General features: G+C 71.1%; 21 protein-coding genes. 2 read left to right on the top strand and 19 right to left on the bottom strand.

Annotated features, from left to right (window positions below; genetic code table 11):
- The first annotated feature begins 76 nt into the window (after positions 1 to 76).
- Together QQZ13_RS11885 and QQZ13_RS11880 are read left to right on the top strand one after the other, a co-directional pair.
- Positions 77 to 1,921 (top strand): ribonucleoside triphosphate reductase, encoded by a 1,845-nt coding sequence (locus tag QQZ13_RS11885; RefSeq protein WP_284529403.1) that lies wholly within the window; start codon positions 77 to 79, stop codon positions 1,919 to 1,921.
- Positions 1,888 to 2,622 (top strand): anaerobic ribonucleoside-triphosphate reductase activating protein, encoded by a 735-nt coding sequence (locus QQZ13_RS11880; RefSeq protein WP_284529402.1) that lies wholly within the window; start codon positions 1,888 to 1,890, stop codon positions 2,620 to 2,622. Before QQZ13_RS11885 ends, QQZ13_RS11880 begins: the two co-directional genes overlap by 34 nt.
- Before the next feature lie 139 nt (positions 2,623 to 2,761).
- Here QQZ13_RS11880 and der read toward each other — a convergent pair whose 3' ends face one another.
- From der to QQZ13_RS11785, 19 genes are all read right to left on the bottom strand, one after another.
- Complete coding sequence (der, locus tag QQZ13_RS11875) at positions 2,762 to 4,288, bottom strand: ribosome biogenesis GTPase Der (protein ID WP_284529401.1); 1,527 nt, start codon at positions 4,286 to 4,288, stop codon at positions 2,762 to 2,764.
- A complete protein-coding gene (gene cmk, locus QQZ13_RS11870; RefSeq protein WP_284529399.1) occupies positions 4,288 to 4,986 on the bottom strand; it encodes a (d)CMP kinase in 699 nt (232 codons plus the stop codon). Before cmk ends, der begins: the two co-directional genes overlap by 1 nt.
- A complete protein-coding gene (locus QQZ13_RS11865; protein WP_284529397.1) occupies positions 4,979 to 6,103 on the bottom strand; it encodes a prephenate dehydrogenase in 1,125 nt (374 codons plus the stop codon). The genes cmk and QQZ13_RS11865 overlap by 8 nt, the downstream gene beginning before the upstream one ends.
- Before the next feature lie 13 nt (positions 6,104 to 6,116).
- Positions 6,117 to 6,905 (bottom strand): pseudouridine synthase, encoded by a 789-nt coding sequence (locus tag QQZ13_RS11860; protein WP_284529396.1) that lies wholly within the window; start codon positions 6,903 to 6,905, stop codon positions 6,117 to 6,119.
- Positions 6,902 to 7,540 (bottom strand): SMC-Scp complex subunit ScpB, encoded by a 639-nt coding sequence (gene scpB / locus QQZ13_RS11855; RefSeq protein WP_284529395.1) that lies wholly within the window; start codon positions 7,538 to 7,540, stop codon positions 6,902 to 6,904. Before scpB ends, QQZ13_RS11860 begins: the two co-directional genes overlap by 4 nt.
- A complete protein-coding gene (locus QQZ13_RS11850; RefSeq protein ID WP_284529394.1) occupies positions 7,530 to 8,372 on the bottom strand; it encodes a ScpA family protein in 843 nt (280 codons plus the stop codon). The genes scpB and QQZ13_RS11850 overlap by 11 nt, the downstream gene beginning before the upstream one ends.
- Positions 8,356 to 9,189, bottom strand: coding sequence for a ParA family protein (locus QQZ13_RS11845; protein ID WP_284529597.1), 834 nt, complete (start codon positions 9,187 to 9,189; stop codon positions 8,356 to 8,358). The genes QQZ13_RS11850 and QQZ13_RS11845 overlap by 17 nt, the downstream gene beginning before the upstream one ends.
- Before the next feature lie 105 nt (positions 9,190 to 9,294).
- Positions 9,295 to 10,371, bottom strand: a complete 1,077-nt coding sequence (locus QQZ13_RS11840; RefSeq protein ID WP_284529392.1) for a hypothetical protein — start codon at positions 10,369 to 10,371, stop codon at positions 9,295 to 9,297.
- 1 nt (position 10,372) lies between these two features.
- Positions 10,373 to 11,596 (bottom strand): aminotransferase class V-fold PLP-dependent enzyme, encoded by a 1,224-nt coding sequence (locus QQZ13_RS11835; protein WP_284529391.1) that lies wholly within the window; start codon positions 11,594 to 11,596, stop codon positions 10,373 to 10,375.
- Positions 11,597 to 11,656: 60 nt separating this feature from the next.
- Positions 11,657 to 12,271, bottom strand: coding sequence for a vitamin K epoxide reductase family protein (locus QQZ13_RS11830; protein WP_284529390.1), 615 nt, complete (start codon positions 12,269 to 12,271; stop codon positions 11,657 to 11,659).
- An 87-nt stretch (positions 12,272 to 12,358) separates the two neighbouring features.
- Positions 12,359 to 13,294, bottom strand: a complete 936-nt coding sequence (gene xerD / locus QQZ13_RS11825) for a site-specific tyrosine recombinase XerD (protein ID WP_284529389.1) — start codon at positions 13,292 to 13,294, stop codon at positions 12,359 to 12,361.
- A 1-nt stretch (position 13,295) separates the two neighbouring features.
- The gene (locus QQZ13_RS11820; protein ID WP_284529388.1) at positions 13,296 to 13,871 is read right to left on the bottom strand and encodes an NUDIX hydrolase; all 576 of its coding nucleotides are present in this window, start codon (positions 13,869 to 13,871) and stop codon (positions 13,296 to 13,298) included.
- On the bottom strand, positions 13,864 to 15,558 hold the full coding sequence (locus QQZ13_RS11815) for a CTP synthase (protein WP_284529387.1): 1,695 nt from the start codon (positions 15,556 to 15,558) through the stop codon (positions 13,864 to 13,866). Before QQZ13_RS11815 ends, QQZ13_RS11820 begins: the two co-directional genes overlap by 8 nt.
- A 6-nt stretch (positions 15,559 to 15,564) precedes the next feature.
- Entirely contained in the window at positions 15,565 to 17,268 is a 1,704-nt protein-coding gene (gene recN, locus QQZ13_RS11810; RefSeq protein ID WP_284529386.1) for a DNA repair protein RecN, read from the bottom strand.
- Positions 17,265 to 18,188 (bottom strand): NAD kinase, encoded by a 924-nt coding sequence (locus QQZ13_RS11805; RefSeq protein WP_284529385.1) that lies wholly within the window; start codon positions 18,186 to 18,188, stop codon positions 17,265 to 17,267. Before QQZ13_RS11805 ends, recN begins: the two co-directional genes overlap by 4 nt.
- Positions 18,188 to 18,997, bottom strand: a complete 810-nt coding sequence (locus QQZ13_RS11800; RefSeq protein WP_284529384.1) for a TlyA family RNA methyltransferase — start codon at positions 18,995 to 18,997, stop codon at positions 18,188 to 18,190. Before QQZ13_RS11800 ends, QQZ13_RS11805 begins: the two co-directional genes overlap by 1 nt.
- Positions 18,994 to 19,158 (bottom strand): hypothetical protein, encoded by a 165-nt coding sequence (locus QQZ13_RS11795; protein ID WP_284529607.1) that lies wholly within the window; start codon positions 19,156 to 19,158, stop codon positions 18,994 to 18,996. Before QQZ13_RS11795 ends, QQZ13_RS11800 begins: the two co-directional genes overlap by 4 nt.
- Positions 19,159 to 19,182: 24 nt before the next feature.
- The gene (locus tag QQZ13_RS11790) at positions 19,183 to 20,214 is read right to left on the bottom strand and encodes an HAD-IIA family hydrolase (protein WP_284529383.1); all 1,032 of its coding nucleotides are present in this window, start codon (positions 20,212 to 20,214) and stop codon (positions 19,183 to 19,185) included.
- Entirely contained in the window at positions 20,214 to 21,698 is a 1,485-nt protein-coding gene (locus QQZ13_RS11785) for a primosomal protein (RefSeq protein WP_284529382.1), read from the bottom strand. The genes QQZ13_RS11790 and QQZ13_RS11785 overlap by 1 nt, the downstream gene beginning before the upstream one ends.
- Positions 21,699 to 21,710: the final 12 nt, after the last annotated feature.

Raw genomic sequence — 21,710 nt, 5'->3', positions numbered from 1 at the left:
CCAACAACCACTACATATGGTGGTCAGACCACATTCGGCGAGAGATCGCCGCTCGTCTTCTGAGAGAGGAACCCCCATGTCTTCCCGGCCCACCCCGCGCACCGTCACCGTCTCCGAGACCGTCGACGAGTACCTGTCGCGCGCCGACTGGCGCGTCAATGCCAACGCGAACCAGGGCTATTCGCTGGGCGGCATGATCCTCAACTCCGCCGGCAAGCTCATCGCGAACTACTGGCTCGACGAGGTCTACGCGCCGGAGGCGGGCGCCGCGCACCGCGACGGCGATCTCCACATCCACGACCTCGACGTGTTCGCGGGGTACTGCGCCGGGTGGTCCCTGCGCATGGTGCTCGAGCAGGGCTTCAACGGCGTCGCGGGCAAGATCTCCTCCGCGCCGCCCAAGCACTTCTCCAGCGCTCTGGGGCAGCTCGTCAACTTCCTGGGAACCCTCCAGAACGAATGGGCGGGCGCGCAGGCGTTCAGCTCCTTCGACACGTACCTCGCGCCGTACGTGCGCATCGACGGACTGGACTACGCGCAGGTGCACCAGGCGATGCAGGAGTTCATCTTCAACCTCAACGTCCCGTCGCGGTGGGGAACGCAGACGCCGTTCACCAACCTCACCTTCGACTGGGTGTGCCCTGACGACCTCGCCGCGCAGCATCCGCTCGTAGGCGGGTCGGTTCAGCCGTTCGCGTACGGCGACCTGTCCGAGGAGATGGGACTCATCAACCGCGCCTTCATCGAGGTGATGACGGCGGGAGACGCCGACGGCCGCGCGTTCACCTTCCCCATCCCGACGTACAACATCACCCGCGACTTCGACTGGGACGGTCCCCACGTCGAGGCGCTCTTCGCGATGACCGCGAAGTACGGCCTCCCCTACTTCCAGAACTTCGTCAACTCCGACCTCGACCCGCACATGATCCGCTCCATGTGCTGCCGCCTGCAGCTCGACCTCACGGAGCTGCTCAAGCGCGGCAACGGGCTGTTCGGCTCGGCCGAGCAGACGGGATCGATCGGCGTCGTCACGATCAACTGCGCACGGCTCGGCTTCGTGCACTCCGGCGACGAGACGGCAGCGCTCGCCCGACTCGACGCGCTGCTCGAGATCGCGCGCGACAGCCTGGTCGCCAAGCGCGCCGTCGTCACCGAGCACCTGGAGGGCGGCCTGTTCCCCTACTCGAAGCGCTACCTGGGCACCTTCGACAACCACTTCTCGACGATCGGCGTGAACGGCATCAACGAGTACGTGCGCAACCTCACCCGAGACGCCGACGACATCACCACCGAGGCAGGCGCCGCCCTGGCGACCCGCCTGCTCGACCACGTCCGCGCGCGCATGGTCGAGTTCCAGGAATCCACCGGCCACATGTTCAACCTCGAGGCCACTCCCGCCGAGGGCACCACCTATCGGTTCGCGAAGGAGGACATCGCACGGTTCGGCGATGCCGGCCTCCTCCACGCGGGAACACCGGCGCAGCCGTACTACACGAACTCGTCCCAGCTGCCGGTCGGCTACACCTCCGACCCGTTCCTGGCGATGGAGATGCAGGAGCCGCTGCAGGCCAAGTACACCGGCGGCACGGTCCTCCACCTCTACCTCGGCGAGGCGATGTCGTCGGCAGCCGCGTGCAGGCAGTTCGTGCGCCGGTCTCTCGAACGGTTCCGACTGCCGTACATCACGGTCACGCCGACGTTCTCGATCTGCCCCACGCACGGGTACCGCTCCGGGGAGCACGCGGTGTGCCCGGACTGCGGCCGCGAGTGCGAGGTCTGGACGCGCGTCATGGGTTACTTCCGGCCGATCGCCTCGTTCAACATCGGCAAGAAGGGCGAAGCTGAAGAGCGACGCCACTTCATCGCCGACGCCGTCGAGGAGGAATCATGGAGCGATCGCCCTCTGCTCCCTACGATCTGAGGATCGCGGGGCTCACACCGTTCTCGACCGTGGACTGGCCGGACATGCTGGTCGCCACGGTGTTCCTGCAGGGCTGCCCGTGGGACTGCTTCTACTGCCACAACCCGGCCCTGATCGACCCGCGCGCCGAGACGGTGCTGAGCTGGAGCGACGTCACCGATCTCCTCTGCGACCGCATGGGGCTGCTCGACGGCGTCGTGTTCAGCGGCGGCGAGCCCACGATGCAGAGAGGTCTCGTCCCGGCGATGCAGATCGCGCGGGCGCTCGGCTTCCAGGTCGGCCTGCACACGGGCGGCGCCTATCCGTCGCTGCTGGCAAAGGCACTCCCCTACGTGGACTGGGTGGGCCTCGACATCAAGGCGGCACGCGAGGACTACGCCGGCGTCACCGGCCGGGGTCCGAGCGGTGACCACGCGTGGCGGTCCCTGGAACTCGTGCTGGCCCACAACCTGCTGCGGACCGGCACGAAGCACCCGCTGGGCTACGAGGTGCGCACCACCGTGCACCCGGCAGCCATCGACGACGACGGGCTCCAGGAGCTCGGATGCCGCCTCGCCGACGCGGGCGTGGAGTGCTGGGCCGTGCAGCGGTTCCGTGATGCGGGGACCCGGCATCCGCTCCCCCGCATCACGGAGGCGGCCGCGGAGCTGCACTTCGATCGGCTGCCGGTCGAGCGCTTCGCGTCGTTCGAGCTCCGCTGAGGGCGACGACGTTTCGTCTCGTCGCTGCGCTCCTCGCTCAACGACCGGAGGGGCGAACCGGGCGACGTTTCGTCTCGTCGCGACCGGGGGCGAGCCGGCCGGTCGTTGAGCGAGCGCAGCGAGACGAAACGAAGTTCGGTCAGCGCTGGCGGCGCTCGCGCACCCGCATGTTCGTGACGATCGGCGTGCCCTCGAACCCGAACAGCTCGCGCAGCCGCCGCTGGATGAACCGGCGGTAGCCGGGGTCGAGGAACCCCGTCGTGAACAGCACGAAGGTGGGCGGGCGGGTCGAGGCCTGCGTCCCGAAGAGGATGCGGGGCTGCTTGCCGCCGCGGAGCGGGTGCGGGTGCTCGGCGACGAGTTCGGCCAGGAAGGCGTTGAACTTGCCGGTGGGGATGCGCTGGTCCCACGACTCGAGGGCGGTCTCGAGCGCCGGAACGAGCTTGTCGAGGTGCCGTCCGGTGCGGGCGGAGAGATTCACGCGGGGCGCCCAGGCGACGTGGGCGAGATCCTGCTCGATCTCGCGCTCGAGGTAGCGGCGACGGTCGATGTTCTCCATGTCGTCGTCGTTCAGGCGGTCCCACTTGTTGTAGGCGAGCACGAGCGCCCGGCCCGACTCCAGCACCAGGTCGATGATGCGGACGTCCTGCTCGCTGATCGGCTCGGACACGTCGAGGACGACGACCGCGACCTCGGCCTTCTCGAGCGCGGCGGAGGTCCGCAGCGACGCGTAGAAGTCGGCGCCCTGCTGCAGGTGCACGCGCCGGCGGATGCCCGCGGTGTCCACCAGCCGCCACAGCTTGCCGCCGAGTTCGACGATCTCGTCGACGGGGTCGCGGGTGGTGCCGGCGAGATCGTTGACGACCACGCGCTCCTCGCCCGCGGCCTTGTTCAGCAGCGACGACTTGCCCACGTTGGGGCGCCCGAGGATCGCCACCCGACGCGGACCGCCGAGCTCGTTCTTGGCGACGGCCGAGACCTCCGGCAGCACCTTCATGATCTCGTCGAGCAGGTCGGCGACACCACGGCCGTGGATCGCCGAGACGGGGTGCGGCTCGCCGAGGCCGAGGTTCCACAGCGCCGCGGCCTCCGGCTCCTGCCGTGCATCGTCGATCTTGTTGGCGACGAGGAAGACGGGCTTGTCGGCCTTGCGCAGAAGGCGGACGACCTGCTCGTCGGTGGCCGTGGCACCGACCATGGCGTCGACGACGAACAGCACGACGTCGCACAGCTCGATCGCGACCTCGGCCTGCGCGGCCACGGAGCGGTCGATGCCGCGGGCGTCGGGCTCCCACCCGCCGGTGTCGACGAGGGTGAACCGGCGATCCATCCACTCGGCCTTGTACGTCACCCGGTCGCGGGTGACGCCGGGGGTGTCCTCGACGACGGCCTCGCGACGTCCGAGGATGCGGTTCACGAGAGCCGACTTGCCGACGTTGGGGCGCCCGACGATGGCGACGACGGGAAGGGCGGGCAGGACCTCGACGACCTCGCCGCCGGCGGTGAAGCCGGCCAGCAGGTCGGCGTCCTCCTCGTCGAGCTCGTAATCGGCCAGCGACGCGCGCAGCGCCGCCGCCCGCTGCTCGGCGAGCTCCTCGTCGAGGTTCGCGAGCTTCTCCTCGAGACGGTCGGGACCGCCCTCGTACTCGTCGTCCACTGCGGCCATCAGCGCGCTCCCGTTCCGTCGCCGACGACGGCCAGGACGGCGTCGACGGTCTGTGCGAAGTCCAACTCGGTCGAATCGACCACGGTCACGCCCGGTGCGGCGGTGAGGAAGTCGACGACCTTCGAATCGGCCGCGTCGCGCTGGTGCAGCGCGGCGGCGACGGCCGCGGCGTCCTGACTGGAGACCTCGGCGCTGCGCCGCGCGGCACGGACCTCGGGCGCGGCGGTGAGGAGGATCCGCACCGGCGCGTCGGGGAAGACGACCGTCGTGATGTCGCGGCCCTCGACGATGACCCCCGGGACGGCGGCATCCGCCACGAGTGTGCGGAAGAGCCCATTGACCGACTCGCGGACGGCGGGCACCCGCGCGACTCCGCTCACGGCGCCGGAGACCCGCGGGTCGCGGATCGCGTCGGTCACCGCGACGTCGCCGACGCGCACCCAGTAGTCGTCGGGGTCGAGCGAGATGGCGTAGTCGAAGTCGGCGACGGCGGCGAGCACCGCTTCGGCGTCCGAGGTGTCGCCACCGCGCTCGAGGACGTGCCAGGCCAGGGCCCGGTAGGCGGCGCCGGTGTCGAGGTAGCCGTAGCCCAGCCGGCGGGCGACCTGCTTGGACACGCTGGACTTGCCGCTGCCGGCGGGTCCGTCGATGGCGACGGCCCGCACCTCCGCGGAATCGGACGGGTGGTGGTCAGTCATTCGAGAGGCTCGCAATCTTCCAGCCGCGCGCTTCCAGACCATCGACCGCGTGCCGCAGCACGGCGGGGTCGACGCTGATGTCGGCGAGGCCGAATTGAGCGCCCGGAGAGTGCTCCAGGCGCAGGTCTTCGACGTTCACGTCGAGTTCGCCCAGCTCGCCGAAGAGGCGGCCGAGCTGGCCGGGGGTGTCGTCGACCATCACGACGAGCTGCTCGAAGCGACGGTTCTGCCCGTGCTTGCCGGGCAGCCGCTCCACGCCGTCGTTGCCGCGACGGATCGTCTCGGCCACGGCGCGACGGGCGCCGGGAGACTCCGGGGCGCGGAGGGCGTCGGCGACGGCGGCGAGATCGCCTGCCAGCGCGTCGAGCACGTCGACGACCGGTGCCGCGTTGGCACCGAGGATCTGGACCCACAGCTCGGGGCCGGACGCCGCGATGCGCGTGGTGTCGCGCACGCCCTGACCGGCCAGACGCAGAGAGCCGTCCGGCGCGTCGACGAAGCGCCCCGCGAGGAGCGAGGCCACCAGCTGCGGCACGTGCGAGACGAGGGCGACGGCCCGGTCGTGCTCGTCGGGGGTCATCTCGATCGGGGTGGCGCCGAGGTCGAGCGCGAGGCCCTCCACCAGCGCGAGGTCGGCCGCCGGCGTCTCGCCGTCGCGGCACACGACCCAGGGGCGGCCGACGAAGATGTCCGCGCGGGCCGAGATCGCGCCCCCGCGCTCGCGACCGGCCATCGGATGCGAGCCGATGTAGTGGGTGAGGTCGATGCCGCGCTCCCGGAGCGCGCGCAGCGGCTCCAGCTTCACGCTGGCGACGTCGGTGACGACGACGCCCGGGAAGGACGTGAGCTCGCGCTCGATGACGTGGGCGGTCACGTCCGGCGGAACGGCGACCACGATCAGCGACGGCCGGTCGTCGTCCCGCGCGGGGCGGCCGGCGCCGTAGTCCACCGCCAGACGCAGCTGAGCGGGCGACGCGTCCGACAGTGCCACGTCGACGCCCAGGGCGCTCAGCGCGTGGCCGATGCTCGAACCGAGCAGACCCGCGCCGACGATGCGGACCGTCCCCGACGTGCGCGCCGCGCGGGCGCGCGCATCCGCAGAGGTCGAGTCGGTCACCGCTACTCCGGTCTCATGTCGCGTCGGGGTGGGGCGGCGGGGCCGCCTGGCGCGCGAGAGTCAGCAGCGCGCCGCGTTCCATCGTAGTCAACTCCCGTGCGCGGCCCGCTGGGAGCGTGCCCAGGTGCAGCGGCCCGAACTGACGGCGGACGAGCTCGCGCACCGGGTGGCCGACCGCGGCCATCATGCGCCGGACGATGCGATTGCGGCCCGAGTGGAGCGTGAGCTCCACCAGGCTCGTGTCCCCGCTGGCATCCAGCAGTCGCGCCTTGTCGGCGGCGATCGGCCCGTCCTCCAGGTCGATCCCCCGCGTCAGCCGAGCGATGGTCTGCGCCGTGACACGGCCCTCGACCTTCGCGATGTAGACCTTCGTCACCCCGAACGAGGGGTGCGCGAGGACGTGTGCGAGGTCGCCGTCGTTGGTGAGGACGAGCAGTCCGCTCGTCTCGGCGTCGAGCCGGCCGACGTTGTAGAGCCGTTCGGGCCAGTCCGCGGTGAAGCGGCGCAGATCCGGGCGCCCCTGCTCGTCCTTCATCGACGACACGACGCCGGTGGGCTTGTTCAGCACGACGTAGCGCTTGGTGGCGTCCAGCTGGATGGCGGTCCCGTCGACGTCGATGAGGTCGGACGACGGATCGATGCGCGTGCCGAGCTCGGTGACGACGACACCGTTGACGCGCACGCGCCCTTCCACGATGTACTGCTCGCTGACCCGGCGCGACGCGACGCCGGCGTTGGCGAGCACCTTCTGCAGGCGCACGCCGTCCTCGCGCCCCTCGGACGTCGGATCGATGTCGCTCATCTGAGCACCTCGCTCTCGAAGCCCTCGGCGCCGTCGTCGAGCAGTGGCGAGATGTGCGGCAGCTCGTCGAGGGAGTTGATGCCGAGGTTCACCAGCAGCGCATCGGTGGTGCCGTAGTTGATCGCTCCGGTCTCGGGATCGGTGTACAGCTCGGTGATGAGGCCGCGGGCGACGAGGGTGCGGACGACCGAGTCGACGTTGACCGCGCGGATCGAGGCCACCTGGCTGCGGGTGACGGGCTGCTTGTACGCGATCACCGCGAGGGTCTCGAGGGCCGCCTGCGACAGGCGCGACGGAGCCTGCGCGTTGACGAACTCGCTCACCAGATCGTCGTGCTCCTCGCGGACGTACAGGCGCCAGCCGCCGCCCACTTCGCGCAACTCGAATCCGCGGCGCGATCCCCCGTTCTCGCCGTCGTAGTCGGCGACGAGCGCCTCGACGGCCTGACGGACGACCGGCACGGGCGAGCCCACCGCCGCGGCGAGCGCGACGAGGCTGTGGGGCTCGTCGACCACCAGCAGAATCGCCTCGAGGCGCCGGGCGACGTCGGCGGGGTCCTGCGACCGCGCCGGAGCCTCCCCGTCGATCGCCTCGGTCCCCGAGCTCGTCGAGGGGTCGTTCACGTCATCGGTCATAGTCGGCTCCCAAGGTGGCGAGGTTCTCTTCGGACCAGCGTTCGGCCGTCCAGCGCAGGGTGAGTTCGCCCAGCGGTTCGAGCTGCTCGAAGGTCAAGGCCGCGTGCCGGTACAGCTCCAGCACGGCCAGGAAGCGGGCGACGACCACGCCGGTCTGATCGACGCCGGCGATCAGCTCGCGGAAGTTCAGCTGTCCGGCGCCGCGCAGAAGCGTGACGACGACCGCGGCCTGCTCGCGGATCGAGATGAGCGGGGCGTGCAGATGGTCCAGGCCGACGTGCGGGATCTCCTTGGGCGCGAAGGCCAGCATCGCGAGCGCCGCGAAATCCTCCTTCGACAGCGTCCACACCAGCTCGGGAACGGCGCGCCGGTAGCGCTCGTCGAGGCGCACGGCGCGCACATGGCGGCGGTCCTCGCGCTGCATGCGCCGCGCGAACCACGCCGACACCTCTTTGAATGCGCGGTATTGGAGGAGCCGCGCGAACAGCAGGTCCCGCGCCTCGAGCAGGGCGACGGACTCCGCGTCGACGAGCTCGCCCTGCGGCAGCAGGCCCGCGACCTTCATGTCGAGGAGCGTGGCGGCCACGACGAGGAACTCCGAGGCCTGCTCGAGCTCCTCCTCGTCCTCGAGACCCTTGAGGTAGGAGATGAACTCGTCGGTGACCTTGCTCAGCGACACCTCGGTGATGTCGAGCTCGTGCTGCGAGATCAGCGAGAGCAGAAGGTCGAACGGTCCGTCGAAGTTGGCGAGCGAGACGCGGAACCCTTCGACAGGTTCAGGGACCGTGACGTCGACAGGCTCAGGAACCGACTCGTCAGGCGACGGCGCCACGGGCGACCAGCTCCCGCGCCAGTCGCAGATAGGCCTGGGCGGCCGGATGCTCGGGCGCGAACTTGGTGATCGGCACGCCGGAGACCGACGCGTCGGGGAACTTCACAGTGCGGCCGATGACGGTCTCGAGCACGTCGTCGCCGAAGGCCTCCACGACGCGCTCGAGCACCTCGCGCGAGTGGAGCGTGCGGGGGTCGTACATGGTCGCCAGCACGCCGTCGAGGGTGATCGAGGGGTTCAGCCGATCGCGCACCTTGTCGATCGTCTCGATCAGCAGCGCGACGCCGCGCAGCGCGAAGAACTCGCACTCGAGCGGGATCAGCACGCCGTGGCTCGCGGTGAGGGCGTTGACGGTCAGCAGCCCCAGCGAGGGCTGGCAGTCGATGAGGATGACGTCGTACTCGCCGGCGACCTTGCGGAGCACCCGGGCGAGGATCGTCTCACGGGCGACCTCGTTGACGAGGTGCACCTCCGCCGCCGACAGGTCGATGTTGGCGGGGATGACGTCGAGGCCGTCGACCGACGTGGAGACGATGACGTCGTGAGGATCGCGCTTGGTGTCCAGCAGCAGATCGTAGATGGTCGGCACGTCGTGGGTCTGGAGGCCGAGTCCGGCCGACAGCGCTCCCTGCGGGTCGAAGTCCACGGCCAGCACGCGGCGCCCGTACTGGGCGAGCGAGGCGGCCAGGTTGATGGTGGTCGTCGTCTTGCCGACGCCGCCCTTCTGGTTGCACAGCGCAATGATCCGCGCCGGCCCGTGCCCGTCCAGCTGAGGCGGGGTGGGGAACCCGTGATACGGGCGCCCGGTCGGACCCATCGGGGTCTCGTCCGGGGAGGCCTTCTTCGTCCCCCGCGCCTTGTCCGCCACCGACACTCCTGCTCTCTGATGCGTGCGTTCGATTCTCGCACAGCCGCGGCGGCGTCAGTCGATGCCTCGCAGGGTGTCGACATCGACCAGTCCGGCCCTCAGGCGCCCGCCCGCGACCAGCGACGGGATCGCGAGGGTGCGGATCTCCTCCTCCACGACGACGCGGGTCTCGGCCAGGGTCTGCGCTGTCTCGGACGATGCGGCGAGTTCGGCGATCTCCGTCACCTCTTCGGGGCGGTAGCCCGCGTCGCCGAGCCAGGCGTGCAGCTGCGCGCGCGCCTCGGTGGCCGAGGCGGTGTTGAGCCAGATCTGCCAGTCGAGACCGTCCGCGTTCTGCTGTGTGAAGAGCGTCTCGAGGATCGCCCAGTCCGCGCCGGACGCCGGCCCGCCGGCGGAGTCGTCGTAGGCGCGGATCGCCGTCAGATACGACGCCACGAGCGGGGAGTTCGCGAAGCGCGGCCCATCGTCGGTGACGATCGGGTACACGAGGTAGGTGACGTTGTGGGTGCGATCGAAGCCCCCTTCGCGCATGTTGCGGAACAGCTGCGCGCAGAAGCGGCAGCCGGGGTCGATGATCTCGAGCGCCGTCGGCAGGCCGCTCGTGTAGCCGCCCAGGTAGGTGGCGTCCGCGGCGGCGTAGTCCGCGGCGTCCCAGTCCCGCAGCCGGCTGGGGACGGCCGCGAACGTCTCGCCGAGCGAGGCGAACTCGTTGCCGAAGGCGCCGACCACGTCGCCTTGACCGATCGACTCCCAGAAGCCGATGGGCCCCGCATCGATCGAGCACATCTCCGCCGCCAGCGAGCAGGACTGCGCGTCCTGCTTGTCGCAGGTGCCGTAGACGAACAGGTTGAGGCCGCTGCGGCCGAGGATGAACAGGCTCACCACGAGCGAGAGGACCATCAGCCACGCCGTCACCTCGATCGCGATGCTCGCCGGTGTGACGAGCCGCGGTGCGCGCACGGCCAGGGGCGCCAGCAGCGAGCTCTTCACGTCGTCGCGGAACGTCGTGTCGCACGCCCGGAAGGTGACCTTGCGCCATGCGCAGCCCCACGCTCTGCCCAGCAGCCTGCGGTATCTCGCCGACACCGCCGACAGCACGAGCACCACGACGAACGCGACGACGCACAGCATCTCAGAGTCCCCGCATCATCCGCGACGTGACGTCGAGGGCGCGGTCCACGTCTTCCGCCGTGCTGTGGGCGCCCAGGCTGACGCGCACGAGCGGCTCCATCCCGAGGCGGTCGGCCAGCCAGTGATGCGCGCAGAAGTGCCCGCTGCGGACCATGATCCCCGCCTGCGACAGGAAGACGGCCAGGCGGTGGGCGCCGACCCGCGCGGGGACGAAGGAGATCACGGGAGCGGCGGCGGTGTTGAACAGGGTCAGGTGCGGCATGCGGGCGAGCCCGTCGAACAGCCGCTGCGCCAGGCGGGCCTCGGACTCCTCGATCGCCGCGAGCCGCGGTGCCAGCCATTCCAGCGCGGCCCCGAACGCGATGACCTCGCCCCACGCCTGCAGCCCCGGCTCGAGTCGCGTGTGGGGCTCGCTCAGCAGGGTGAAGTCGTCCCGCGTGACCGCGGAGACCTGGCCGCCCCCGAGGAAGGAGGCGTCGAGCGACATCAGCAGGTCGGTCGTGGCCGCCACCACCCCCAGGGACGGTCCGTACATCTTGTGCGCCGAGAGGCAGACCGCGTCGGCGGTGATGCCCCGTAGCCGGCTGAGCGCGTGGGGCGCCGCCTGAGCGGCGTCGACGATGACGATGCCTCCCCGCCGCTGGACCTCCGCCACGAGGTCGGCCAGGTCCGCGGTGACGGTGCCCGTGACGTTGTCCATGGCCGACAGGACGACCACCGCGTCCGTGAGATCGTGCCCGGTGAGATCCACGGCGCCGTCGGCCCCGCGGTCGACGACCGTCCGCGGGATCCCGAGCCGCCGTGCCGCGGTCATGGTGGACACGAAGACCGCATTGTGCTCGGTGTGGGTCGTGACGATGCGGCCGTAGCGGCCGGCCGGCAGCTGCTGGAGCAGGAGGTTCAGGCCGTAGGTGGTGTTGAGGGTGAACGCGCACGCATACCGGCGGGCCGGCAGCCCGAGCACGGAGAGCACCCGATCGCGGGTCGCCGAGACGCCGGCCTCCACCCGTCGCCCCCACGCGTACCTCACCCGGTCACCGCATGCCCCGTACTCGGTGTAGTAGGTGGTCAGGGCATCGATCACCGGACGCGGCCGGAGGGTCTGGCAGGCGCTGTCGAGGTAGACGTCGTCGGCCGAGAGGTAGTCGAATCCGTCCCGCGCACTCGACGCCGCCGGGCGAGGGCGGCGTCGAAAGAGCGAACGAGGGGATGCGGTCGCGGCCATGGGCTCATTGTCCGCTCGCATCGCGGCGCCGTCGGGGCCGGTCCGCCGGGAAAAACGCGGCTACAGGCTGCCGATCACGTCGAGCCGCAGCTGAGCCGCCACGGCGATGACGAGGTAGTCGAGGAGGACGATCAGCGGCAGCCAGGACAGGATGACCGCGCCCGCCCGCGCGGGGGCTCTCCCCCACACGCCGTCGCGGAGCGTCCAGCCGAGCACCGACCAGAAGAGCGGGATCGTCACGAGCCACACCACCATGCACCACGGGCACAGCGAGCCGTACTCGAACACGCTGCGCGCGGCGAGCACATGGACGAAGACGAACGCCGCGCCCACGAACGCCGCGAACGTGCGCCAGTACCAGGCCGACAGCCCGCCCGGGGCGGCGAGCGCGCTGACCCCGGCGTAGACGGGACCGACGAACAGCACCACCCCGATGATCGAGTTGCTGAACCCGAGCAGATTGCCGCCGGGCGTGAGCAGATTCGGCCCGCAGGTGACGATGGGGCTGATGTCGCAGGAGATGATCGCGTCGGCTCCCGTGAGCTGCCCGACGTACTCCTTGTAGAGGAGGAACGACACCACCCAGCCGAGCAGCGCGGCGACGATCCAGAACACGGCGAGCCCCCGCCCGGGCCGGAAGCGAGCAGCCGGCGTCGCGGCGTGGTCGGTGGTCATGGTCCCAGTGTCCGCCACGGCGGCGCGGCCGGAAGCCGGAAGGGCCGTGAGAAACCCCGTCCCCTGGCGGCTGGGCGACCCGCGGGATCAGCGCGCGCGAGGGTGCGAGGTGACGTACACGTCGCGGAGCGCGTCGACGGTGACGTGCGTGTAGATCTGCGTGGTCGCGACCGACGCGTGGCCGAGCAGCTCCTGGACCACCCGCACGTCCGCGCCGCCCTGGAGAAGGTGCGTGGCGAAAGAGTGCCGCAGCGTATGCGGCGACACGTGTGCGCGCAGCGCGGCGCGCTCTGCCGCCTGCTGGATGATGAGCCACGCGCTCTGCCGCGACAACGGCGCTCCGCGCACTCCCAGGAAGAGTCGCGGCGTCGCCTTTCCGCGCCGTGCGAGCTCGGGACGCACCCGCGCCAGGTAGGCGTCGACCGCGGCGCGCGCGTACGAGCCGACCGGCACGATGCGCTCCTTCGCGCCCTTCCCGCGCACGCGCAGCACGTCGCCGTGCGCCAGATCGTCCACGTCGAGCTGGACGATCTCCGACACGCGGGCTCCGGTCGCGTACAGCAGCTCGAGGAGCGCCCGGTCGCGCAGCCGGATCAGGCCGCCCTCGCCGGTCTCGCCCGCCGCATCCCCGGGGAGCGGGCCGGCGCCGTCGAGCAGGGTCTCGACCTGGTCGATGGTGAGCGCTTTCGGGAGTCGCTGCGGTGTCTTCGGCGGGCGCAGCCGGCTGGTCGGATCGTCGCCCGTCAGCCCCTCCTGCGCGAGGAAGCGATGCAGCCCCCGCACCGACGACTGCAGCCGGGCGAGCGAGGTGGCGGCGGGCGGGGGCTCGGCCGAGGCGCGCTCGGCGACGAACGCCGCCACCAGCTCGGCGGTGACGGCGCCGACATCCTCGACGCCCCGGTCCTGCAGCCATCCCGCGTAGCCGGAGAGGTCGCGGCGATAGGCGGCGACGGTGTGCTCGGAGAGGCCGCGCTCGATCGCGACGTGACGCAGGTACGTCTCGACCGCGCGTGCGAGCCTCATCTCATCCCTGCGATGACCGTCGCGCCCGCTCGGCGGCGGCGAGCACGCCGGCGGCGAGGATGCCGTTGCGCATGCGTCCGGTCAGCACCGCGTCGACCGCCTCGGACAGCGGCATCCACTCCAGCCGGATGTCCGCCTCTTCCTGCTCGCGTGCGTGCGGATGCGGGGCGGGCGAGAGCCCGCGGGCGAGGAAGATGTGCACCGTCTCGTCGTTGCCGCCGGGCGTGGTGAAGATGCTGAGGAGCGGCTCGACCGACTCGGCGACGAGGTCGACCTCTTCCGCGAGCTCCCGCCGCGCGGTGTCGATCGGCGGCTCGCCCGCGACATCGAGCAGCCCCGCCGGGATCTCCCAGTCGCGATGCCGGATGGGGTGGCGGTATTGCTGGATGAGGGCGACCCGCTCGTCGTCGTCGAGCGCGACGACCGCCACGGCGCCGGGGTGGGCGACGTACTGCCGCACGATCTCCCCGTCGCCGTAGCGCACGGTGTCGCTGCGCACGTCCCACACGCGACCCTCGTAGACGAGGTCGCTGTCGATCACCTCGGCGTCGACGGGCTCGTCGCGCAGCTCAGTCATTGTCGACGTCGAACAGCTCGCTCGCGCTGTGACGCTCCAGCGCCGCCGCGATGAGGCCGCGGAACAGCGGGTTGGCCTCGGTGGGCCGCGAGCGCAGCTCGGGGTGGGCCTGCGTGGCGATGTAGTACGGGTGCACGTCGCGCGGGAGCTCGACGTACTCGACGAGGTTGCGGTCGGGCGAGAGCCCCGAGAACGAGAAGCCGGCCGCGGCGATCTGGTCGCGGTACTTGTTGTTGACCTCGTAGCGGTGACGGTGACGCTCCGACGCCCGCGTCGATCCGTAGACCTCGGCGGCGAGCGACCCCTCGGCGAGCTCCGCCTCGTAGAGCCCCAGGCGCATCGTGCCGCCCAGGTCGCCGCCGGCGAGGATGTCCACCTGCTCGGCCATCGTCGCGATGACCGGGTGCTCGGTGTCCGGATCGAACTCGCTGGACGACGCCCCCTCCAAGCCGACGACGTTGCGCGCGTACTCGATCACCATGCACTGCAGGCCCAGGCAGATCCCGAGCGTCGGGATCCCCTGCTCGCGCGCGAACTTCAGCGCGCCGAGCTTGCCCTCGATGCCGCGGATGCCGAACCCGCCGGGGACGACGATGCCGTCCAGCGGCGCGAGCGCCTTCTCGGCGCCCTCGGGCGTCTCGCAGAGGTCGGACGGGATCCAGGTGACCTTCACCTTGGTCTCCTGTGCGAAGCCGCCGGCCTTCAGGGCCTCGGTGACCGACAGGTACGCGTCGGGCAGGTCGATGTACTTGCCGACGAGGCCGATCGTGACCTCGTGCTTGGGGTTGTGGACCGCCTGGAGCACCTTACCCCAGCGCGTCCAGTCGACCTCCGCGGCCTTGCCCAGGCCGAGCTTGTCGACGATGTAGGCGTCGAGGCCCTGCTCGTTGAGCATGGAGGGGATGTCGTAGATGCTCGGCACGTCGACCGCGTTCACGACCGCGTCCTCGTCCACGTCGCACATGAGCGCGATCTTGCGCTTGTTGGACTCGGTGACCGGCCGGTCGCTGCGCAGGACCAGCGCGTCGGGCTGGATGCCGATGGAGCGCAGCGCGGCGACGGAGTGCTGCGTCGGCTTGGTCTTCTGCTCACCCGAGGCGCCCATGAACGGCACCAGCGAGACGTGGACGAAGAAGACGTTCTTGCGCCCGAGCTCGTGCCGGATCTGCCGGGCCGATTCGATGAACGGCTGCGACTCGATGTCGCCGACCGTGCCGCCGATCTCGGTGATGATCACATCGGGCCGCGGCGACTCGTCGGCCTGCAGGCGCATGCGGCGCTTGATCTCGTCCGTGATGTGCGGGATCACCTGCACCGTGTCGCCGAGGTACTCGCCGCGGCGCTCGCGCGCGATCACCTGCGAGTAGATCTGGCCGGTCGTGACGTTGGCGGCCTGGCTCAGCTCGATGTCGAGGAAGCGCTCGTAGTGGCCGATGTCGAGGTCGGTCTCGGCGCCGTCGTCGGTGACGAAGACCTCACCGTGCTGGAACGGGTTCATCGTCCCCGGGTCGACGTTGAGGTAGGGGTCGAGCTTCTGCATCACCACGCGCAGGCCGCGCGCAGTGAGCAGGTTGCCCAGACTGGCGGCCGTCAAGCCCTTGCCCAACGAGGAAACGACACCGCCCGTCACGAAGATGTGCCTGGTGGTGTCGTTCGAAATGATGCCCGCGTCTGAAGTGTCCGTCACGGGCTTTCATCCTATCAGCCCGTGGCCGCCGAGGCTCAGCAGCTCACGTGCGTGTTCGAGGGCGGTCTCCGAATCGGCCAGTCCCGACAGCAGGCGTGCCATCTCCGCTTCGCGCTCTGCGCCGTCCAGCCGGCGGACGCTGGAGGCGGTGACCGACCCGTCTCCGGACTTCACGACGCTGAGGTGATTGCCCGCGAACGCGGCCACCTGCGCCAGATGGGTGACCGCGATGACCTGGCTCGACTGCGCCAGCTGCGCCAGGCGGCGCCCCACCTCGATCGCCGCGGCGCCGCCGATGCCCGCGTCCACCTCGTCGAACACGAAGGTGGGCACCGGATCGGTGCGGGAGATCACCACCTCGATGGCGAGCATCACCCGGCTGAGCTCACCGCCCGAGGCCCCGCGGGCCACCGGACGCGGCTCGGCGCCGGGATGCGGGGCGAGCAGGATGGTCACCTCGTCCCGACCGGCCGCGCTGTGCGCACCGGCCGCGACCGCCACGGTCAGGCGGGCATCGGGAAGAGCCAGGTGACGCAGCTCCTCGGTGACCGCCGCGGCCAGCCTCTCCGCCGCTTCCGTCCGCGCACGGGTGAGGATCTCGGCGGCGGCGTCGAGCTGCGCAGCTGCGGCCTCCTGCTCCGAGGCGAGTCGCTCGATGCGATCCCCGTCGTCTTCCAGTTCGAGCAGTCGGGCCGATCCGCGGTCCTGCAGGGTCAGCGCCGCCTCGAGCGACCCGTGCCGGCGGACGAGCACCTGAAGAGCGGCCCGTCGCTCCTCGACGGCGGCGAGCTCGTGCGGTCCGGTCTCGTCGAGGTCGGCGAGATACGCGCTCAGCTCCCCCGCCAGGTCGGCGGCGCGGTAGCCGAGCTCGCCGACCTGCTCGGCGATCGCCCCGAGCCGCTCGTCGCTGTGCGCGGAGCGCTCCAGGCTCCGCCGTGCTTCCGCGAGGAGCGCGATGACATCGGGGCGGTCGTCCTCGCCCGACAGCGCGTCGTGGGCCGTCGCGGCGGCCAGGCGCAGCTCCTCGGCGTTGGCCAGACGCTCCGCGCGCTGGGCGAGCTCGGCGTCCTCGCCCGGCTGCGGGTCGAGCTGCTCGATCTCGGCGAGAGCGTCGCGCAGCTCGTCGGCCTCGCGTGCCCGCTCGTCGCGGTGGGCGGTCAGCTCCGCCAGCTCGTCCGACAGCGAGCGCGCCCGCTCCCATGCGTCGCGGTAGGCCGCGAGCGCGTCGGCGACGGGAGCGCCGGCGAACCGGTCGAGGGCGTCGCGCTGGGCGGCGCCCGAACGCAGGCGCAGCTGATCGGACTGGCCGTGCACGACCACGAGCTGATCGGCGAGGTCGGCGAGGACCCCGGCGGGCGCCGTGCGGCCTCCCACCGTCGCTCGCCCCCGGCCCTCGCTGGAGATCGTGCGCCCGAGGTAGAGCTCGGCGTCGCCGGAGCCCACGGGCTCCACGTCGCCACCCGCCTCGCGCACGCGTTCGGCGACCGGCCCGTCGGCCGGGACGATCCAGACGCCTTCGACCGACGCCTGCGCGGCGCCGGAGCGCACGGCCCCGGAATCAGCGCGCTGCCCGAGAAGCAGTCCCAGTCCGGTCACGACCATCGTCTTGCCGGCGCCGGTCTCGCCGGTGATCGCCGTGAAGCCCGGTCCGATCGGAAGAGTGGCCTGCGCGATCACGCCGAGATCGCGCAGCGTCATCTGCTCGATCACTCAGCCTCCATCACCGTGCCGGCCGGGCCGCGCCACCCCGCCACGGGGAGGCGGAACTTCCGCACCAGCCGATCGGTGAACGACGCGGGGTGCAGCCGCGCGAGGCGGACGGGCCGGCTCGAGCGTCGCACGACCACGCGCGCTCCAGGCGGCAGGTCGTGCGAGCGGCGGCCGTCGCACCACAGGATGCCGGTGCCGTAGGTGCGCGCCAGCACCTCGATGGCCACGGAAGCCTCCGGACCCACGACCAGCGGCCGGGCGAAGAGCGCGTGCGCCGACAGCGGTACGACGGCGATCGCCTCGACGGAGGGCCAGATGACCGGACCGCCGGCAGAGAAGTTGTACGCCGTCGACCCCGTGGGGGTGGCGACGACCATGCCGTCGCAGCCGAAGGTCGACAGCGGGCGGCCGTCGATCTCGATGACGACCTCCATCATGCGTTCGCGCGACGCCTTCTCGACGGTGGCCTCGTTGAGCGCCCACGTCTCGTAGATGACGGAGCCGTCGACGTCCTTCACGCGCACCGAGAGCGCCATGCGCTCCTCGACGTCGTAGTCGCGCGCGATCACCCGGCGCATCGCGTCGTCGATGTCGTCGGCCTCGATCTCCGCCAGGAAGCCGACATGGCCCATGTTGATGCCGAGCACGGGGGCGGTGCTCTCGCGGACGATCTCCGCCGCGCGCAGGATCGTCCCGTCGCCGCCGAGGACGATGGCGAGCTCGATCTGATCGATCTGCACGTCGCGGCCGAGCACGCCGAACCCGCCGGTGGCCGACAGGGCATCGATCAGCGCGTCGTCGTCGCCGGGCAGCACCGGGTGCGCCCCCGCGGCGGTCAGCGCCGTGACGACGCGCGCGGCCGCGGCGACGGTGTCGGCACGGTGTGCGTGCGCGACCACCAGGATCTCGCGTGTGGTCATCAGATTCCCGCCAGTCGGTTCACGGTGCTCAACCATTCTGTCGGATTGCCGGCGTCGGGGTCCGAGCCGCGCACGCGCAGGTGGGCGAGGAACTCCGCATTCCCGTGCGTTCCGATGATCGGCGAGGCGATGACGCCATGGGTGCCGAGGCCGGCGTCCCATGCCTGCCACAGCACCCCGGCGACCGCGTCGGCACGTTTGCCCGGGTCGGTCACGACGCCCTCGCGCACGCCGGTGCGGCCCACCTCGAACTGAGGCTTCACGAGGACCACGATGTCGGCGGAGGGATCGACCACCTCAGCGACGGCCGGGAGGACGTGACCGAGCGAGATGAACGAGAGGTCGGCGGTGACGACCTCGGGACGCGTCGACACGCCGCTGGCCTCCGCCAGGGCGCCGGCCGTCATGTGCCGCACGTTGAACCCCTCGACGCCGATCACACCGGGATCATCGGCGATCTGACGCGACAGCTGCCCGTGGCCCACGTCGACGGCGAGCACGGGCTGTGCGCCGCGCTCGCGCAGCACCTGCGTGAATCCGCCGGTGGACGCGCCCATGTCGAGGGCGATCCGGCCATCCACCACCACGCCGAACGCATCGAGGGCGGCGATGAGCTTGTGAGCGGCGCGACTGACGTAGTGGTCTGTCGGCGCGACCTCGATGCGCGCCTCGTCGTCGACCTTCGTCGCCGCCTTCACGACGCCGACACCGTCGACGGTCACCAGCCCCGCGTCGATCAGCTGGGCGGCGTGGGTCCGCGACCGGGCGAGACCGCGCTGGGCGAGAGCCGCGTCGAGGCGGCTCGTCATGCGTGGCTGTCGCGGGGACCGGACTCGAGCCGCCGTGCGAGTTCGTCGTGCAGGGCGGCGTACGCGGCGGCGCGCTCGGCGAGCGGCTGCTCCTCGATCACCTCGAGGGTCGAGAGGAGATCCTCGCGGCGCTCGTCGCGGTCAGCGGCATCCATCGACATGCCTCCACCCTACGCGCGTGACGGTCAGGGCCGGTGGAACGGATCGGCGTAGAGGCGTTCGGGAACGCGGAACCCGTAGATCGCACGCCCCGTCGCCCAGATGGCCGCGGCGCCGGCGCGCACCAGGTCGATGGGCCGGTCCCCCTCGGCGATGATCCGCACGTCCGGTCCGTCGATGCGCACCGAGGCGGATCCGACGGTGGTGACGTCGCCCTTCACGATCGTCTCGGGGTACGGCTCGTGGAGCTCGCGCAGGTCGGACAGGATGAAATCGGGACGCGAATGGGTCGGCGCGGCCAGCACGTGCTTAGGCCTGTCGATGCCGGTCAGCACGAGAGCCGATGCCATGCCCGCCGCCTGCGCGCCGGCGATGTCGGTGTCGAGGCGGTCGCCGATGAACAGCGGCCGCTGCGCGCCGAAGCGGGCGACGGCCTCGTCGAAGATCGGGCGCTCGGGCTTGCCCGCCACCGTCGCGAGCCGTCCGACGGCGGTGTGCACCGCCGACACGAGCGTGCCGTTGCCCGGCGCGATTCCCCGCGCCTGCGGGATGGTCCAGTCCGTGTTGGTCGCGATCCACGGGATCCCGCCCTCGTCCTCCGGGAGCGCCAGCGCATAGGCCGCTTCCGCCAGTTGCGCCCATCCCACCTCGGGCGCGAACCCCTGGACGACCGCGGCGGGAGAATCCTCCGCGCTCCGCGTGACGCGGTACCCGGCCTTCTCGAGCTCGTGCACGAGCCCGTCTCCCCCGACCACGAGCACGACGGCGCCCGCGGGCACCCGGTCGCGCAGCAGTCGCATCGCGGCCTGCGGGCTGGTGACCACATCGCGCGCCTGCGTGTGCAGACCGAGCTCGCGCAGGTGCGCGGCGACGGTCTCGTCACGTCGGGACGCGTTGTTGGTGATGTATCCGAGCGGTCGGTCCTGCGCCGCGCGATTCAGGCTGTCGATCGCGTGGGGAAGTGCGCCGGGACCGGCGTAGACGACGCCGTCGAGATCGGCGAGCAGCAGGTCGACGCCGTCGAGCGGCGTCGGACGCGAGCGGGAGAACAGCGCCATCAGTCGCGGTCGACCTCCGGCTGGGCAGCGGGCTGCTCCTCAGCGGCGGCCGGCTGCTCGTCGTCGGTCTCGTCGGCCTCGGGACCGGGATCGTCGACATCCGCCGGCACCGGTCCCTCGTCCGCACGGGCCGCGTCGTCCTGGAGGTCCTCGTCGATGTCGAGTTCTTCGATCTCGTCGATCTCGATCTCCTCGAGGTCGGCATCGACGGCGCCGAGCGCCTCGGCCGCGATGTCGGCGCGGCGCTGCCAGCGCTCCGCCTCATCGAGCCGCCCCAGCTCCTCGAGCACGGTCGCGCGCGCGGCGAACAGTGCCGGGCTCCACGAGAACGCCCGGTCCGGGTCGAGTTCCGGAATGTCGAGCTCCTGCAGCGCCCGCTCGGTCTGACCGAGGTCGAGTCGTGCCCCCGACATGGCGATCGCCAGTTCGACGCGGACGTCGACGGGGAGCGAGGCGCGGTCGACCGTGCGACCCACCTCGAGGGCACGGTCGGCGCGTCCCACTCCGCGCTCGCTGTCCACCATCAGTGCGATCTGGTCGTCGCGACCGGAGATCCGACGGTAGGTGCGCAGCTCACGCAGTGCGAGGGCGAAGTCCCCCGTCGCATATGCCGTGATCGCGACGGTCTCGCGCACCACCGCGATGCGGCCTGCGCGGCGCGATGCTGCCAGCGCATGCTCGTGGGCGAGCGTGGGATCGTCGTCGATGAGGCGCGCGGCCATCGCGAGGTGGCGCGCGACCTCTTCGGCGTTCTCCTTGCTCAGCGTCTTCAGCTCGTTGCGCGCCTGACCGTTGAGATCCCGCCCGGTGACGTCGTCGGGGATCTCGGGCCCTCGCTCGCGCCGGCGGTCGTCGTCCTGCGGCGGGCGGGACGGGCGGCGATCGTCGCGCTTGGCGTACGGACGGTCACCATCGCGACGCTCATAGGGACGCTTGTCACCATCGCGCTTCGCGTACGGCTTGTCACCGTCGCGACGCTCGTAGGGGCGCTTGTCACCGTCGCGACGCTCGTAGGGGCGCTTGTCACCATCGCGACGCTCGAAGGGACGCTTGTCACCATCGCGACGCTCGAAGGGACGCTTGTCACCATCGCGACGCTCGAAGGGACGCTTGTCACCATCGCGCTTCGCGTACGGCTTGTCACCATCGCGCTTCGCGTACGGCTTGTCACCATCGCGCTTCGCGTACGGCTTGTCACCATCGCGCTTCGCGTACGGCTTGTCACCATCGCGCTTCGCATACGGACGCTTGTCACCATCGCGCTTCGCGTACGGCTTGTCACCATCGCGCTTCGCATACGGACGCTTGTCACCATCGCGCTTCGCGTACGGCTTGTCACCGTCGCGCTTCGCGTAGGGACGCTTCTCACCATCGCGCTTCGCGTATGGCTTGTCGCCGTCGCGGCTCGGCCGGGGTCGACGGGAACCCGAGGCAGGGGCGTACCGAGGCTTGTCGCCTCGGTGGGGTCGCTCTTCTTCTGCCATCGCAGCATTCCT

This window comes from Microbacterium sp. T2.11-28, from assembly GCF_950097975.1.
Classification (GTDB): domain Bacteria; phylum Actinomycetota; class Actinomycetes; order Actinomycetales; family Microbacteriaceae; genus Microbacterium.
Note: the sequence above shows the minus strand (reverse complement) of the source record. Positions and strands in the feature narration are given on the sequence as shown.